Genomic DNA, 13,744 nt, shown 5'->3' with positions numbered 1-13,744 from the left:
GAGTTTCACGCGGACCCCGCCTGAAGCGAGCACCGCAGGTTGCCCGAAGCGAAGCGCAGGGACACGCACAGTGGGGTCGCCTTTCTTTTGCTTACTTTTCTTTGGCGAAACAAAGAAAAGTGAGTCGCCCGCCGGGGCGAGACCCGGCCCCCAGCCCCCCAAAAAAACCTCAACGCAACCCCCCCACCACCCGAACCATCAAGTCAATCCCCTCCCCAAACCGAGGCTCCAAAAACCCCGCCAGATGCGGCATCAACAACTGCAACATCCATATCCCCGCCAGCAGAGTCAACGGAAACCCCACAGCAAAAATACTGAACTGCGGCGAAGCCCGATTCAAGATCCCCATCGCCAGATTGATCGTCAGCAACGCAGTCACCAGCGGCAGCGACAACATCAACCCACTGGCAAAGATCTGCCCCCCACCCACCACCAGCACCATCCATCCTTGCCCCGCAATCGGCGCATCCCCGATCGGCAGCGCCTGGAAGCTATCCGCCAGCGCAGAAATCATCAGCAGATGCCCATCCACCGCCACGAAGATCAGCATCGCCAGCATGTTCAACAGCCGAGCCACTACCATCGTCGCCCCCCCATTCATCGGATCGAAGAAGGAAGCAAACGAAAGCCCCATCTGCAGCCCGATGTATTCCCCCGCAGCCATCACTGCGGTGAAGATGAGTTTCATCGTGAACCCCATCGCCGCGCCGATCAGCACCTGCTGCACGATGATCCACACCCCCCCGGCCGACACCACCGGAACATCGGGCATCGGCCCCAACGTAGGCGCAAGCACCAGCGCGAGCATCGCCGCGATCCCCACCTTGACCTGCCGAGGCACCCACGATTCGCTGAAGACTGGCGCAGTGCTCACCAGCGCCAGCATCCGCACGAAGGGCCACAGAAAGGCCACCGCCCAGGCGGTGAGCTGCGCCGACGTGACCGAGAAAACCTGCGGCATCAGGTCGGCGCCGGGCCGCCCCAAGGCGGCCTGCGGCTCCCTCGGGGGGCAGCGATACACGAAGTGAAGAGCGTGGGGGCCACAGTCAGCCGATGAGCTGAGGAATGCTCATGAACAGCGCGCGGATGTAGTCCAGCATTTGCTCGAGCATCCACGGCCCCGCGATGACCAGGGTCGCGAACACCGCCAGCAGCTTCGGGATGAACGACAGCGTCTGTTCGTTGATCTGCGTCGCGGCCTGGAAGATGCTGATGATCAGGCCGACGACGAGGGCCACCAGCAGCAGGGGCGCTGCGAGCACCAGCGATACCTGGATCGCCTGGTTGCCCATCGACATGATGGTTTCGGGTGTCATCTCGATGTCCCTAGGTGTAGAAGCTTTGCGCCAGCGCGCCGATCAGCAACTGCCAGCCGTCGGCCAGCACGAACAGCATCAGCTTGAAGGGCAATGCGATGCCGGCGGGCGGCACCATCATCATCCCCATCGACATCAGCACGCTCGCCACCACCAGGTCAATGATGAGAAAGGGAATGAAGATGGTGAAGCCGATCTGGAAAGCCGTCTTCAGTTCGCTGATCACGAACGAGGGCAGCAGGATGCGCAGCGGCACTTCTTCCGGCCCCTGCATCTCGGGCACCTTGGCAAGCTTGGCGAAGAGGGCGAGGTCGTTCTCGCGGGTTTGCCGCATCATGAAGGTCTTGAAAGGCTCGATGCCGCGCTCCAGCGCCTTGTCGGTGCTGATCTTGTTCTCGGAGAACGGCTTGTAGGCGTCGTTGTACGCCTTGTCGAACACCGGCGACATCACGAAGAAGGTCAGGAACAGCGACAGGCCCACGAGCACCTGGTTGGGCGGCGAGGACTGCGTGCCGATGGCGGTGCGAAGCAGGCCCAGCACGATCAGGATGCGCGTGAAGCTGGTCATGCTCAGCAGCAGCGCAGGCAAAAAGGTGAGCGAGGTCAGCATCACCAGCGTCTGCACGCTGAGCGACCAGGTCTGGCTGCCGCCGGGTCCGGGCGTGCTGGTGATGCCGGGCAGGCCCTGCGTCCAGGCGGCCAGCGGCAGCATGGCGGCGAGCAGCACGACGCCGCCTCGAAGGCTTCGACGAAGAATGGTGCGCATCACGGAGCCGGACGTGTCTTGCCGGTGAGGGATTCGCGCAGCTTCTGCGCGAAGAGGTCGAGGGGTTTCGATGCCACGAGTTCGGCGCCCGCGAGGGCATGAGGCACGGCCTGCGCGGGCAAGGTGTGCAAGGTGTTGATCTGGTTGGGCGTGACACCGAGCACCAGCCACGTGCCGCCGACTTCGACGACGACGACGCGCTCGCGCTGGCCAATGCTGGAACTGGACACCACCTTCACGACATGGCCACCACCGAAGCGCTGCAGCCCGAATCGCCGCGCGAGCCACGCGCATAAAAAGATGAGGCCGAGCACGACCACCATGCCGAAACCGGCCTGCATCAGCCCCGACGTACCGACCGCCGGCGCAGCCTCGGCCGCGTGCGAGGGCACTGTCGGCAGCACCGCATGCACCGGCAACGCAGCAAGCGCCATCGCCGCCGCCAGAAGCCGAGCGCCAAAGCCCAGGAATCCCGCGGAACCGGCTTTGCCGGGAGGCTGGGGGTGAGTCATCACCTGGCGAGCTTCTGCATGCGCTCGGAGGGCGTGATGATGTCCGTCAGGCGGATGCCGTACTTCTCGTTCACCACCACCACCTCGCCCTGCGCGATCAGGTAGCCGTTGATCAGCACGTCGAGCGGCTGGCCTGCCAGGCCGTCGAGTTCGACGACCGACCCTTGCGAGAGCTGGAGCAGGTTCTTGATGGTGATGCGCGTGCGACCGATCTCGGCAGTGAGTTGCACGGGCACATCCATCACGCGCGCGACGTCCACCGCAGACACGCCGGCGGGCGCCGCGGGCGTTTCCTGGATCTGCTGGAAGACCTGCGTCATGGCCGGCGCCGGTGCGGGCTGGGTGGAGGAGGTCTGCTCGGCGAGCGCTGCGGCCCAGTCGTCCGCTTCGCTGACGGTAGAGGTGAAGTCAGTCATGGTCGTTCTTCAAATCGCTGTCTTGGTGAGTGATCATGTTTTTCACGCGCAGGGCGTAGCGGTCGTTCGATGTGCCGAAGCCGCAATCCATCACCGGCACGCCGTCGACCTTGGCAACCACGGTGGTCGGCAACTCGATGGGCAGCACATCGCCGACCTGGAGCTTCAGGACTTCGCCAATGGTCGAGGACATCGTCACGAAGTCGGCGGTGAGTTCGACGTCGGCTGCCTGCATCTGCCTTGACATCTGCTTGACCCAGCGCTTGTCGATCTCGACCTCGTCCTGGATCGGATTCGACAGAAGGTCGCGGATCGGCTCGATCATCGAGTAGGGGATGCACACATGCAGGAAGCCGCCGATGGGGCCGAACTCGATCTGCAGCGTGGTGTTGATCACGACTTCGTTGGGTGCGACGATGTTGGCCAGCTTGCCGTGCATCTCGGCGCGCACGTAGTCGAAGTCGAGCGGATACACCGGCTTCCACGCTTCGCCGTAGCACTGCAGCGAGAGGTCGAGAAGGCGCTTGATGATGCGCTGCTCGGTCCGCGTGAAGTCGCGGCCTTCGACGCGCACGTGGTAGCGGCCGTCGCTGCCGAAGAGGTTGTCCACCACCAGGAACACCAGCTTCGGGTCGAACACGAAGAGGGCCGTGCCGCGCAGCGGCTTCATGTGCAGCATGTTGATGTTCGCCGGCACCGGAAGATGCCGGACGAACTCGCCGTATTGCTGGATCTGCACCGATCCGACCGTGATGTCGGGGCTGCGGCGCATGAAGTTCAGCAGTGCGCCGCGCAGGCCGCGCGCGAAGCGGTCGTTGATGACCTCCAGCGTGTGCATGCGGCTGCGCACCACGCGGTCGGGCGCACCGAGGTCGTAGGCTGGAAGCCCGTCGGCCGGCGGCGCGGGCGATGCGGTCTGGTCGACGCTGCCGCCGGTGACGCCTTGCAGCAGGGCATCGACCTCGTCCTGCGAGAGGACCTGTTCATAGGCCATGTGTCGCTTGCCTGGAGGTGATCACTGCACCACGAAGGTGTTGAAGGAGACGCTGGCGATGCCCTGCTCGGGCAACTTGTCGCTCAGGGGGCGGTTCAGCTCGGCGCGGATTTCATCGGCGAGCCTGGTCTTGTCGTCGGTCGACACCAGCGAATCAGGCGCACGGTTGGACAGCAGCATCAAGGCGCGGCTGCGCAGCTCGGGCATGAACTCGACGACCTGCGCCTTGGCGGGCTCGTCGCGCATCTTGAGGGCGATGCCGACGTGCAGGAACTTGCCGCGGCCTTCGCTCTGGAGGTTCACGGTCAGCGGCTCCAGGGTCACGAAGATCGGCTTCTCGGGTGCCACCTTGGCAGCCTCGGTCGATGCGTCCTTGTGGCCGAGAAAGACGTAGGCCGCGCCGCCGGCGGCGAGGAGGCTGACCCCGACCAGAAGGCCGATCAGCAGCTTCGAGGAGCGGGGTGCGGCAGCGGCGGGGGTTGCGACAGGAGTTGAGGTAGCCATGATGAAGCTGATAACTTGTTCGGTCTATTCTTGGCGAACTGTCCGGCAGGCGAATGGCTGATCAAGCGTGGAAAAGCGCTTCAGATCCGTCCTTTGGCGCGTCTTCAGGCGAAGGTGTCGAGGCCGGAACCCGAGCGGCCCACGGAGGCCGCGGCGGGCGCAATCCGCGTCGTCGCGGCCGCCGTGTCGGTGCGGTTCGCGCCCGGATAGTCGGACGGGCTCTGCTGCGGCCGCGATGGGTTCTGGTCCGCAAAAGCGCCGCCTTGGCCGAAGGGCTGGCGCGTCTCTGCGCCGACCGAAGTCTGGCCGAGGCTGATGCCCTGTTCTGCCAGCGTCGTGCGCAACTGCGGAAGCGCAGCCTCGACGGCCTTGCGCACGCTTTCGTGTGCGGACATGAACATCGCCTGCGCCTGGTTGTCACCCATCGTCAGGGTGACCTTGAGCGGGCCGAGGCCCGACGGGTTGAGGTTGAGTTCCGCGACATGGTGGCCGCTGGCGCTCATGCGGATCATCTGCTGGCCGATGTCCGGACCCCATTCGTCGCTCCCGACGGGCGGCGCCACCGACAGCACCGGTGTAGTGCTTGCGGGTGCGGCGGCGCGATCGCTCGGGGCCGCGGCGAGCGCCTGGAGTTGCGGCAGGGGCTGCGGCGCCGCGCCGCTGTCTGCGTCGAGGGTGCTGGCCTCGGCTGATGCGGTGGATGCGAACGGCGCGGAAGTCTTGGCGCTTTCAGTTGCGACGGGTGGTGGTGTGGAGGAGATCTTGTCCGTCGCGACCGAAACAGACGCGTCCTTGGCGGACGCTGCCTTCGTCGACGAAGCGGCGGTCGTTGTCGCGGATCCGGCAGCCGGCTGCGGCGCGAGAGCGGCGACCGCTGACGTGACCGCAGCGTCTGCGTTCGCGGTCGGTGAGGGTGTGGCCGTCCCGGCGCCTGCCGGAATCTTCGGGTCGCCGGCAGACGCCTGTGCGGCGGCGCGAACCGTCGCGTCCGCAGCGCCGTCACCCGCGGCATCGTCCTTGGCCGCGTCTGTGGTCGCGGTTGCGGACGCTTGCTCTGCGCCGGCTTGCCGTGCGGCCGTTGCGAGGGTCGAGGCGTCGCCGGGCAGCGCGCGTCGAACAGCATCCGGCGCCAGATCATCGCTCGTACCGGAGGCCGCGCCGCCCTTGGAACTGGCCGTGGCATGCGCGACGTGCGAGGGCAGCGGCGCGAGCATGGCCATCACGTCGGCGGGGCTGAGTTCGCTCTTCTTCTCGCCCGCGCGCGCCGGCTTGCGGCCCGCGCCTGTCGTGCGCAACGCGGTCTCGGCGGCCTCGTCCGTGTCGGCACGGCTCGCCGCGCGCGAACGGTCGAGGACCGCGCCGAAGCCCTGGCCTCCGGGTTGCTCGGCACTGCGACCGCGCGTGCCGGATGCGGGCGCCGAGGCGGCCGATGTGGCAGACGTGGTCGAGAAATTGACGGATGGCGAGGTGACGGTAGGCATGGGCGATTCCGGAAACTTCAAAGGGTCGGGTTGGCGGCGCGGTCGAAGTACTTCCGGGCCGATCGTTCGTCGCTGTCGCGCTGCTCGCGCTTGGCCTGGGCCAGCAGTTCCTGGCGGCGCACGCGCTCGGCGAGCGTGTCGAAGGAGGTGAGCCGGCGCTTGTGGTGCTGCCAGTCGTGGCGGCCCAGGTCGAGCCGGTTGTCCGCCTGGGCGACGATGGCGCGCTGCTGCTCGATAGCCCCGTCGAGCGTGCCGAGGAAGGCCTGGTAGTTGCGCCACTTCGCGGTGGGCAGGCCTTCGCTCATCAGCGCCTGCAGCTGGATCTCGTAGTCCTTGCGGTATTGCAGCAGCATCTCGAGTTTCTGGGCCGCGCTGAGTTGTGCGTTCTGCAGCACGCCGAGTCGTCGTGCGGCATCGTCGGTCTGCGTGCGGGCCAGGTCGGTCAGCGTGTCGAGGGGGAGTCGCTGGGGCATGGTGTTCCTTGCTGCGTTTGCACGGGTGCGGGGTTCAGGCCGCTTCGAAGAGCTTGCGCATGCGCTCGATCGAGGCGGTGTAGTCGGTACGCTCTTCCATGGCCTGCTGCAGGAAGGCCTCGATGCGCGGGTACATCGCGATCGCCTGGTCAAGCTGCGCGTCGTGGCCGGGCGCGTAGGCGCCGACGCTGATCAGGTCGCGATTGCGCTGGTAGCGGGAGAGCATCTGCTTGAAGCGGCGCACCACGTCGAACTGCGTCGGCGGAATCAGCGCCGTCATCGCGCGGCTGATGGAGGCCTCGATGTCGATGGCGGGGTAGTGCCCCGCCTCGGCCAAGGTGCGGGAGAGGACGACGTGGCCGTCCAGGATGGCGCGCGCCGAATCGGCGATCGGGTCCTGCTGGTCGTCGCCCTCGGAGAGCACCGTGTAGAAGGCGGTGATCGAGCCGCCGCGGCCGTCGGCGTCGCGTGCGCCGTTGCCGGCACGCTCCACGAGCGCGGGCAGCTTTGCGAACACCGAAGGCGGGTAGCCCTTGGTGGCCGGCGGTTCGCCCACGGCGAGCGCGATCTCGCGTTGCGCCATCGCGTAGCGCGTCAGCGAATCCATGATGAGCAGCACGTCCTTGCCCTGGTCGCGGAAATACTCGGCCAGGCAGGTGGCATAGGCCGCGCCCTGCAGGCGCAGCAACGGCGAGTTGTCCGCCGGTGCGGCGACGACGACGGCGCGCGCCAGGCCTTCTTCGCCCAGCGTGTTCTCGATGAAGTCCTTGACTTCGCGCCCGCGTTCGCCGATCAGGCCGACGACGATCACTTCGGCGCTGGTGTAGCGCGCCATCATCCCCAGCAGCACGCTCTTGCCCACGCCGGAGCCGGCGAAGAGGCCCATGCGCTGGCCGCGACCGACGGTGAGCATCGCGTTGATGGCGCGCACGCCGACGTCGAGCACCGAGTCGATCGGCGCGCGCGACAGCGGGTTCATCGGCGGCGATGACAGCGGCACCTTGCGGCTGATGTCGAGCGGACCCAGGCCGTCGAGTGGCCGTCCGGCGGCATCCACCACGCGGCCGAGCATGCCTTCGCCGACCGGCAGGCGCTTGGTGTGCGCGTCGCCGGTCAGTGCGGAGCCGGCTGTGCCGGGCCGTGCAATGACGCGTGCGCCGGGCAGCAGGCCGGCCACTTCGCTTTGCGGCATCAGGAACAGGCGATCACCCGCGAAGCCGACCACTTCGGCTTCCGCATGGCGTTGCGGATGCCCCGGCGGCAATTCGATCAGGCAGTCGCTGCCGACGGGCAATTGCAGGCCCACGGCCTCCAGCACGAGGCCGACGGCGCGCGTCAGCCGGCCCGACTGCGTGGTCATTGCGCATTGGCTCACGTCGGCGCGGGCCTTCGCCAGCGTCGCGAGCCAGGACGCCAGATGGGGATTGGGAGCAGTGCCCTGGGCCGTCACGGTCGTCATCGGCTCAGACCCCTTGCGCGTCGGCATCGCGTTGAAGAGCGGCTGTGACGCTTTTCCAGCGCATCTCCAGGCTGGCATCGACTTCGCCGCTCGCCGATTGCACGCGGCATCCGCCACGCGAGATCGTCTCGTCGGCACGCACTTGCCAGCCCGCGGACTGAAGTTCATTGCCGAGACTGCTCTTCACCAGCGCCACGTCGTCGGGATGCAGCAGCAGGCGGGGTTCGCCCTGCAATGCAGGCTCGGCATGCAGAAGGTCCTGGACCAAGGGCAGCACCCATTCGGGTTCGGCGCGCAAGGTGCGGTGGACCACCTGCCGTGCCACGTCGAGGGCCAGCGTCAGGAGCGCATCGGCGAGTTCGCTCTCGGCGCGGCGCATGGCTTCGGGCAGGCTCGTGGCGAGCGCACGCAGATGCTCCGCGTGCGCGCTGGCAGCGGCAAGCCCGGCAGCCAGGCCTTCCGCACGGCCCTCGGCAAGGCCTTCGGCGTGGCCCTTCACCCGTCCTTCGCGACGGCCTTCGGATTCGCCGGCCGTGCGCGCTTCGCGGCGAAGTTGCGCCAGTTCCGCGGCATGGATCAGTACAGGGGAGGGCGCCATCTCGGCAGGCGCGATGGCAGGCCGCGCCGTGGACGTGGGCGGCGTGGGTTCGATCAGCGTGTCCATCTCCCAGCGCTGCCAGGCCGACAACACGGGCTTGGGATGTTTCGGCGCAGGAGGCGCACTGGCCGGGCTGGCGGCCGGCGTATAGGCGGACGCGAGGCGGCTGCGCGCGCCGGCCGCGAAGTTGTGCTTAGACAAAGTCATCGGTACCCGGTGCGGCAATCACGATTTCGCCGGCCTCGGCGAGGCGGCGCGCGACCTGCAGAATGGTCTTCTGTTCGGCCTCGACCTGCGACACACGGACCGGACCGCGAAGCTCCATGTCTTCGCGAAGCGTCTCGGCGGCGCGCTGCGACATGTTGTTGAGGAACTTGTCGCGCAGATCCTGCGGCGCGGCCTTGAGCGCGATGATGAGCGAGTCGGACTCGATGTCCTTGAGCAGGCGCTGGATGCTCCGGTCCTCGAGGCTGAGCAGGTTCTCGAAGACGAACATCTCGTCGACGATGCGCTGCGCAAGGGCCTCGTCGGCCTCCCGCACGTGGGCGATCGCTTCTTCCTCCTGCGCGCTCGCCATGAGGTTGACGATCTCCGCCGCGGTCCTGACGCCACCCAGCCGGCTGCGCTTGAGGCCCTGGCCCGAGAGCATTTCGGTGAGCACGTCCGTGAGCTCGTTGAGCGCCGACGGCTGCACGCCCCCGAAGGTGGCGATGCGCATGATGACGTCGTGCCGCAGGCGCGTCGGCAGCTTCTCGAGCACCTCCGAGGCCTTCATGCGGTCCAGGTGGATGAGGACCGTCGCGAGGATCTGCGGATGTTCGTCGCGGATGAGTTCGGCCACCTCGCTGGCTTCGAGCTGGTTGAGGCGCTCGATGCCGCTGTGCGGCTCTTCGGCCTGCAGGATGTCTTCGAGCAGATTGCTGGCGCGGTCTTCGCCGAGCGCCTTCCTGAGCACGGCGCGGATGTAGCTGCTCGATCCGAGGTGCAGTGCGGACAGTTGCTCGGTCTCGTGGCGAAACTCGGCCAGCACCGCATTGAGTTCATCCTTCGAGACCGAGTTGAGCTTGGCCATGGCCAGGCCCAGGGTCTGCACTTCGGCGGTGGGCAGATGGTGCAGCGCGGCGGCTGCACGGTCTTCGCCCAGTGCCATCAGGAGGATGGCGCTCTTGCGGGTTCCGGTTTCACTGATCATTGCTGTTCATCCAGTGCTGGATCAGCGTCGCCACCAGCTTGGGATCCTGGTTGGCGGTCTGATGTGCGTAGTCCATGTCGGCCTTCTGGCGCGTCGATTCGCGTATGCGCAGGGCTTCTTCGGGCGAGATCTGCGCCTGTTCCTCGGCGGGCGGCAACATTGGCTGTTCTTCGACCATGACCACCGGCGGAGGCAGCAGCTCCGGCGGTGCCAGGTGCTTGCGCAGCAGGGGCCGCAGCACGGCGAACCAGACGAAGAGCGCGAGCGCGGCGAGCAGCAGGTATTGGCCGATGCCCTTGGCGAGTTCGATGTTGTCGCGGTCGCGCCAGTACGGAACTTCGGGTGCGGCCGGTTCGCGGTCGTCGGCGAAGGGACTGTTGACCACGTTGATCGAATCGCCGCGCTCCGGGCTGAAACCCATCGCTTCCCTGGTCAGGTTCTTGATCTGGTCGATCTCGACGGGCGTCAATGCCCGCGCTGCCGTCTTGCCGCCGTCGTTCGCTTCCTTGTAGTTCACGACCACCGCGACCGACAGGCGCTTGACGGCACCGGCGCCTTGCTGGACATGGCGGATCGAGCGGTCGAGTTCGTAGTTCGTCGTGACATCCTTGCGCGAACTGCCGGGGCCGGTCGGCGTGGAGGCCGTGACCGACGAAGCGGCCCCAGCAGCGGCCGCTTTCGCAGTTCCCTGCGCACCTTGTGCACTCTGCGCACCCGGCGCGGCGGGATTTGGCGGCTTGGGCGTGCTGATCGGCGCAGTCGGATTCACCGGCGGCTGGTTCGTCAGCGCGCCAGGCACGCCGCCGGGCGGCGGGGCGCCGTGCTGGCTCGATTCGCTCGACTGCTGGCTGCGAATCGCGGTCGAGCCGGGGTTCTGATTGGGTTGGTACTTCTCGTCGGTGTGCTCGACGACTGAGAAATCCACGTCGGCCGCGACCTGCGCGCGAACATTGTTCGCACCCACGATCGGCTGCAGGATGGCTTCGATGCGGCGGATGTAGCCCTGCTCGATTTCCTGCACATACTTGAGCTGGCTCACGTCCAGGCCGCGCGCGCCGCTGTTGGCGGCCGAAAGCAGGTTGCCGCGCTGGTCGACGACCGTCACGCTCTTCGCGTCGAGCTCCGGCACGCTGCTGGAGATCATGTGGACGATCGCGCTGACCTGGCCTTCATCGATGCTGCGGCCACGTTGCAGCGTCAGGACGACCGACGCCGAGGGCTTCTTCTGCTCGCGCACGAAGAGCGACGGCTTGGGGAGCGCGAGATGCACGCGCGCCGCTTCGACCGTGCCGATGGATTCGATGGACCGCGCGAGTTCGCCTTCGAGCGCGCGCTGGTAGTTGACCTGTTCCGCGAACTGGCTGGTCCCGAACTTCTGGTTGTCCATCAGTTCGAAGCCGACGCCGCCCGCCTTGGGCAAGCCCTGCGCTGCGAGCCGCAGCCGCACTTCGGGCACCTTGTCGCCAGCCACCAGGATCGCGCCGCCGCCTTCTGCGAACTTGTAGGGCACGTTCATCTGCTGGAGCGACGCGATGATCGCGCCGCCGTCGCGGTCGGACACGTTGGTGTAGAGCACCTTGTAGTCCGGGCCGCGGTTCCAGAGCGTGAACGCCGCGGCCGCCGCCACCAGCGCGGCCGCGCCGAGGATCATCGGCAGCTTGGGTTGGGCGCGCAGCCGTTCGAGGACCGGGGGGAGCGAGGGCGCTGTCGGCGCCAAGCCCGCGGATGCCGCAGAACTCATGGGCGAGTCCTCTTCATGGCCGGGGCGCTGGCGCCGTCCGTCGTCATGTTGAAGGTGGAGATTCGTTGTTCAGGGTTCATGCCGGAGGTCGTTGATCGGGTCAACAGGCTTGTCGTTTCGCGATCGATTGTCAGCAGTCGTAACAAAATCGATGGGCTGAACAGCGGTGGGTTTTCCCGTCTGTTGGCGGCTTGCATAGGGACCTCCCCTTGGTACGCTGAAAGCCCTCAAGAGAAAGATCTCCCATGTCCATCGCCGCCATCGAGTCCGTCTTGCAACAGATGCGGGTCACCGCGCTGCAGGCGGACTGTGTTCCGACCACGTCCGCCGCCGCCTCCGTCGAGACGGGGGGGTTCGCCGCCGAACTCAAGCGTTCGCTGGACAACATCAGCGGCGCGCAGACGCAGGCCTACGGCCAGGCCGAGGCTTTCGAACTCGGCAAGCCGGGCATTGCGCTCAACGACGTGATGGTCGACTTGCAGAAGGCCAACGTCGCCTTCCAGACCGGCTTGCAGGTGCGCAACCGGCTGGTCGCCGCCTATCAGGAAGTGATGAATCTGCCCGCCTGATTTGTCGGCGCGCTTTTTTTCGCTCGCACCCTAAAGGTTTGAGAGGCCCGGTCGATAACTCATCCAACGGTGGAATCAAAAGCCTGCAAGGGCAAGAGCCAGCGTTACGGTCCAAGTGCCTTCAACCTTTCTTACTAGGAGTCGAGAATGACGCAAGTCATCAACACCAACTACCTCTCGCTGGTTGCCCAGAACAACCTCAACAAGTCGCAAAGCTCGCTGAATTCGGCGATCGAGCGTTTGTCTTCCGGCATGCGCATCAACAGCGCCAAGGACGACGCTGCCGGCCAGGCCATTGCCAACCGCTTCACCGCGAACGTCAAGGGTCTCACGCAAGCCGCCCGCAACGCCAACGACGGCATCTCGCTCGCTCAGACGACCGAAGGTTCGTTGAACGAAATCAACAACAACCTGCAGCGCGTCCGCGAACTGTCGGTGCAGGCCGCCAACGGCACGAACTCGGACAGCGACCTGTCCTCGATCCAGGCTGAAATCAAGCAGCGCCTCGATGAAATCGACCGCGTGTCGGCACAGACGAACTTCAACGGCGTGAACGTGCTCGCCAGCGACTCGAAGCTGAGCATCCAGGTTGGCGCCAACGACGGCGAAACCATCGACATCGACCTGAAGAAGATCACGTCCGCCACGCTCGGCCTGGGCAACCTCGACCTCACGAAGAAGTCGGTCGACCTGTCGACCGTGGCAACCGCTGCAACGACCACGCTGGTTCCGGCATCGTCCGCACCGACCAGTTTCGACCTGACGGCCGACGACACCAACGCCACCCCTGGCCCGTCGCAAGTCTTCGTCAGCGACACCGACCCGAGCCAGCAATGGGTCTCCGACGGCACCAACTATTACGCGGTAAGCGGCTACAACAACACGACCGGCGAGTTGGAATACGACTCGAGCACGGGATCGACCACCGCACCGGCCGGTGCTACGCAAGTCACGTCGGGCAATCTGGCCGAAGGCACGGTCACCATCGACGTTGCCAACGTCAAGTTCAAGGACACGAACACCGCAGCGGCGCCGACGTTCTACGTGGACAGCTCCGGCAGCATGTACGCATCGACGGATGGCGGTACGACCTACTACTCTGCCAGCCTCGACATGACCAACGGCAAGGTGACGTACGACAGCAGCAGTGCCGCCGTGACGCCGGCCGCCAGCGTGTCCGTGGTCCAGAAGACCTCGGAAGTCCCGAACTCGACGCCCGCAGTCACGGCCGACCTGTCCGGCCTGAGCGCGACTTCGGTCGGCACCAACCTCTCGCTGCACAAGGTCACCAACGCCGACGGCACCGACGGCGGCTACGTGGTCAAGGGCACGAAGAACGGCAGCGACGTCTACTACAAGGCCGACGTCGACAGCACCGGCAAGGTGACGGTGAGCGACCAGCTCAACCCCGATCCGCTCGCTTCGATCGATGCGGCACTGTCCGACGTCGACACGCTCCGCAGCCAACTGGGTGCCGTGCAGAACCGCTTCGAATCGACCATCACGAACCTGAACAACACGACCAACAACCTGTCGGCCGCCCGTTCGCGTATCGAAGATGCCGACTACGCAGTGGAAGTGTCGAACATGACCCGCGCACAGATCCTGCAGCAAGCCGGTACCTCCGTGCTGGCCCAGGCGAACCAGACCACGCAAGGCGTGCTCTCGCTGCTGCGTTAATCAGTGCGGCGCGGGCGTGGGGCTCCGGCCGCATGCCTGCGCT

Annotated in this window: 15 protein-coding genes; 2 read left to right on the top strand and 13 right to left on the bottom strand. The window is 66.2% G+C overall.

The window, feature by feature from the left end; translation table 11 throughout:
- Positions 1-169 precede the first annotated feature (169 nt).
- The 13 genes from fliR to fliF all read right to left on the bottom strand — a co-directional run bounded on the left by fliR (position 170) and on the right by fliF (position 11,452).
- Positions 170-961 carry a flagellar biosynthetic protein FliR gene (fliR, locus tag AC1DHL_RS28190; protein ID WP_478164134.1) on the bottom strand — a complete coding sequence of 264 codons (792 nt, stop codon included), beginning with the start codon at positions 959-961 and terminating at the stop codon, positions 170-172.
- A gap of 85 nt (positions 962-1,046) precedes the next feature.
- Entirely contained in the window at positions 1,047-1,316 is a 270-nt protein-coding gene (gene fliQ / locus AC1DHL_RS28185) for a flagellar biosynthesis protein FliQ (protein ID WP_478105228.1), read from the bottom strand.
- 10 nt (positions 1,317-1,326) lie between these two features.
- Positions 1,327-2,082 (bottom strand): flagellar type III secretion system pore protein FliP, encoded by a 756-nt coding sequence (fliP, locus tag AC1DHL_RS28180; RefSeq protein ID WP_478164133.1) that lies wholly within the window; start codon positions 2,080-2,082, stop codon positions 1,327-1,329.
- Positions 2,082-2,594, bottom strand: coding sequence for a flagellar biosynthetic protein FliO (fliO, locus tag AC1DHL_RS28175; RefSeq protein WP_478164132.1), 513 nt, complete (start codon positions 2,592-2,594; stop codon positions 2,082-2,084). Before fliO ends, fliP begins: the two co-directional genes overlap by 1 nt.
- Entirely contained in the window at positions 2,594-3,010 is a 417-nt protein-coding gene (fliN, locus tag AC1DHL_RS28170) for a flagellar motor switch protein FliN (protein ID WP_478105224.1), read from the bottom strand. The genes fliO and fliN overlap by 1 nt, the downstream gene beginning before the upstream one ends.
- Complete coding sequence (fliM, locus tag AC1DHL_RS28165; protein WP_478164131.1) at positions 3,003-4,004, bottom strand: flagellar motor switch protein FliM; 1,002 nt, start codon at positions 4,002-4,004, stop codon at positions 3,003-3,005. Before fliM ends, fliN begins: the two co-directional genes overlap by 8 nt.
- 21 nt (positions 4,005-4,025) lie before the next feature.
- A complete protein-coding gene (locus AC1DHL_RS28160; RefSeq protein WP_478164130.1) occupies positions 4,026-4,508 on the bottom strand; it encodes a flagellar basal body-associated FliL family protein in 483 nt (160 codons plus the stop codon).
- Between the two features lie 104 nt (positions 4,509-4,612).
- The gene (locus AC1DHL_RS28155) at positions 4,613-5,989 is read right to left on the bottom strand and encodes a flagellar hook-length control protein FliK (protein WP_478164129.1); all 1,377 of its coding nucleotides are present in this window, start codon (positions 5,987-5,989) and stop codon (positions 4,613-4,615) included.
- 17 nt (positions 5,990-6,006) lie between these two features.
- Entirely contained in the window at positions 6,007-6,462 is a 456-nt protein-coding gene (gene fliJ / locus AC1DHL_RS28150; protein ID WP_478164128.1) for a flagellar export protein FliJ, read from the bottom strand.
- 34 nt (positions 6,463-6,496) lie between these two features.
- A complete protein-coding gene (fliI, locus tag AC1DHL_RS28145; protein ID WP_478105216.1) occupies positions 6,497-7,948 on the bottom strand; it encodes a flagellar protein export ATPase FliI in 1,452 nt (483 codons plus the stop codon).
- Positions 7,926-8,726: a flagellar assembly protein FliH gene (gene fliH, locus AC1DHL_RS28140; protein ID WP_478164127.1), complete on the bottom strand. Its 801-nt coding sequence runs from the start codon at positions 8,724-8,726 to the stop codon at positions 7,926-7,928. Before fliH ends, fliI begins: the two co-directional genes overlap by 23 nt.
- Entirely contained in the window at positions 8,713-9,711 is a 999-nt protein-coding gene (gene fliG / locus AC1DHL_RS28135) for a flagellar motor switch protein FliG (protein WP_478164126.1), read from the bottom strand. The genes fliH and fliG overlap by 14 nt, the downstream gene beginning before the upstream one ends.
- Positions 9,701-11,452 carry a flagellar basal-body MS-ring/collar protein FliF gene (fliF, locus tag AC1DHL_RS28130; protein ID WP_478164125.1) on the bottom strand — a complete coding sequence of 584 codons (1,752 nt, stop codon included), beginning with the start codon at positions 11,450-11,452 and terminating at the stop codon, positions 9,701-9,703. The genes fliG and fliF overlap by 11 nt, the downstream gene beginning before the upstream one ends.
- 245 nt (positions 11,453-11,697) lie before the next feature.
- Between fliF and fliE the strand changes: the two genes are divergently transcribed.
- Positions 11,698-12,021 carry a flagellar hook-basal body complex protein FliE gene (gene fliE, locus AC1DHL_RS28125; RefSeq protein WP_478105210.1) on the top strand — a complete coding sequence of 108 codons (324 nt, stop codon included), beginning with the start codon at positions 11,698-11,700 and terminating at the stop codon, positions 12,019-12,021.
- A gap of 147 nt (positions 12,022-12,168) precedes the next feature.
- The gene (locus AC1DHL_RS28120) at positions 12,169-13,701 is read left to right on the top strand and encodes a flagellin N-terminal helical domain-containing protein (RefSeq protein WP_478105208.1); all 1,533 of its coding nucleotides are present in this window, start codon (positions 12,169-12,171) and stop codon (positions 13,699-13,701) included.
- Positions 13,702-13,744 lie beyond the last annotated feature (43 nt).

This window comes from Variovorax sp. 10L426, from assembly GCF_056395305.1.
Note: the sequence above shows the minus strand (reverse complement) of the source record. Positions and strands in the feature narration are given on the sequence as shown.

What these genes read in the sequence shown, in the direction of transcription:
- fliR (WP_478164134.1), bottom strand. Translation starts at nt 961, where the DNA reads ATGCCGCAGGTTTTCTCGGTCACGTCGGCGCAGCTCACCGCCTGGGCG.
- fliQ (WP_478105228.1), bottom strand. Translation starts at nt 1,316, where the DNA reads ATGACACCCGAAACCATCATGTCGATGGGCAACCAGGCGATCCAGGTA.
- fliP (WP_478164133.1), bottom strand. Translation starts at nt 2,082, where the DNA reads ATGCGCACCATTCTTCGTCGAAGCCTTCGAGGCGGCGTCGTGCTGCTC.
- fliO (WP_478164132.1), bottom strand. Translation starts at nt 2,594, where the DNA reads ATGACTCACCCCCAGCCTCCCGGCAAAGCCGGTTCCGCGGGATTCCTG.
- fliN (WP_478105224.1), bottom strand. Translation starts at nt 3,010, where the DNA reads ATGACTGACTTCACCTCTACCGTCAGCGAAGCGGACGACTGGGCCGCA.
- fliM (WP_478164131.1), bottom strand. Translation starts at nt 4,004, where the DNA reads ATGGCCTATGAACAGGTCCTCTCGCAGGACGAGGTCGATGCCCTGCTG.
- AC1DHL_RS28160 (WP_478164130.1), bottom strand. Translation starts at nt 4,508, where the DNA reads ATGGCTACCTCAACTCCTGTCGCAACCCCCGCCGCTGCCGCACCCCGC.
- AC1DHL_RS28155 (WP_478164129.1), bottom strand. Translation starts at nt 5,989, where the DNA reads ATGCCTACCGTCACCTCGCCATCCGTCAATTTCTCGACCACGTCTGCC.
- fliJ (WP_478164128.1), bottom strand. Translation starts at nt 6,462, where the DNA reads ATGCCCCAGCGACTCCCCCTCGACACGCTGACCGACCTGGCCCGCACG.
- fliI (WP_478105216.1), bottom strand. Translation starts at nt 7,948, where the DNA reads ATGCCGACGCGCAAGGGGTCTGAGCCGATGACGACCGTGACGGCCCAG.
- fliH (WP_478164127.1), bottom strand. Translation starts at nt 8,726, where the DNA reads ATGACTTTGTCTAAGCACAACTTCGCGGCCGGCGCGCGCAGCCGCCTC.
- fliG (WP_478164126.1), bottom strand. Translation starts at nt 9,711, where the DNA reads ATGATCAGTGAAACCGGAACCCGCAAGAGCGCCATCCTCCTGATGGCA.
- fliF (WP_478164125.1), bottom strand. Translation starts at nt 11,452, where the DNA reads ATGAGTTCTGCGGCATCCGCGGGCTTGGCGCCGACAGCGCCCTCGCTC.
- fliE (WP_478105210.1), top strand. Translation starts at nt 11,698, where the DNA reads ATGTCCATCGCCGCCATCGAGTCCGTCTTGCAACAGATGCGGGTCACC.
- AC1DHL_RS28120 (WP_478105208.1), top strand. Translation starts at nt 12,169, where the DNA reads ATGACGCAAGTCATCAACACCAACTACCTCTCGCTGGTTGCCCAGAAC.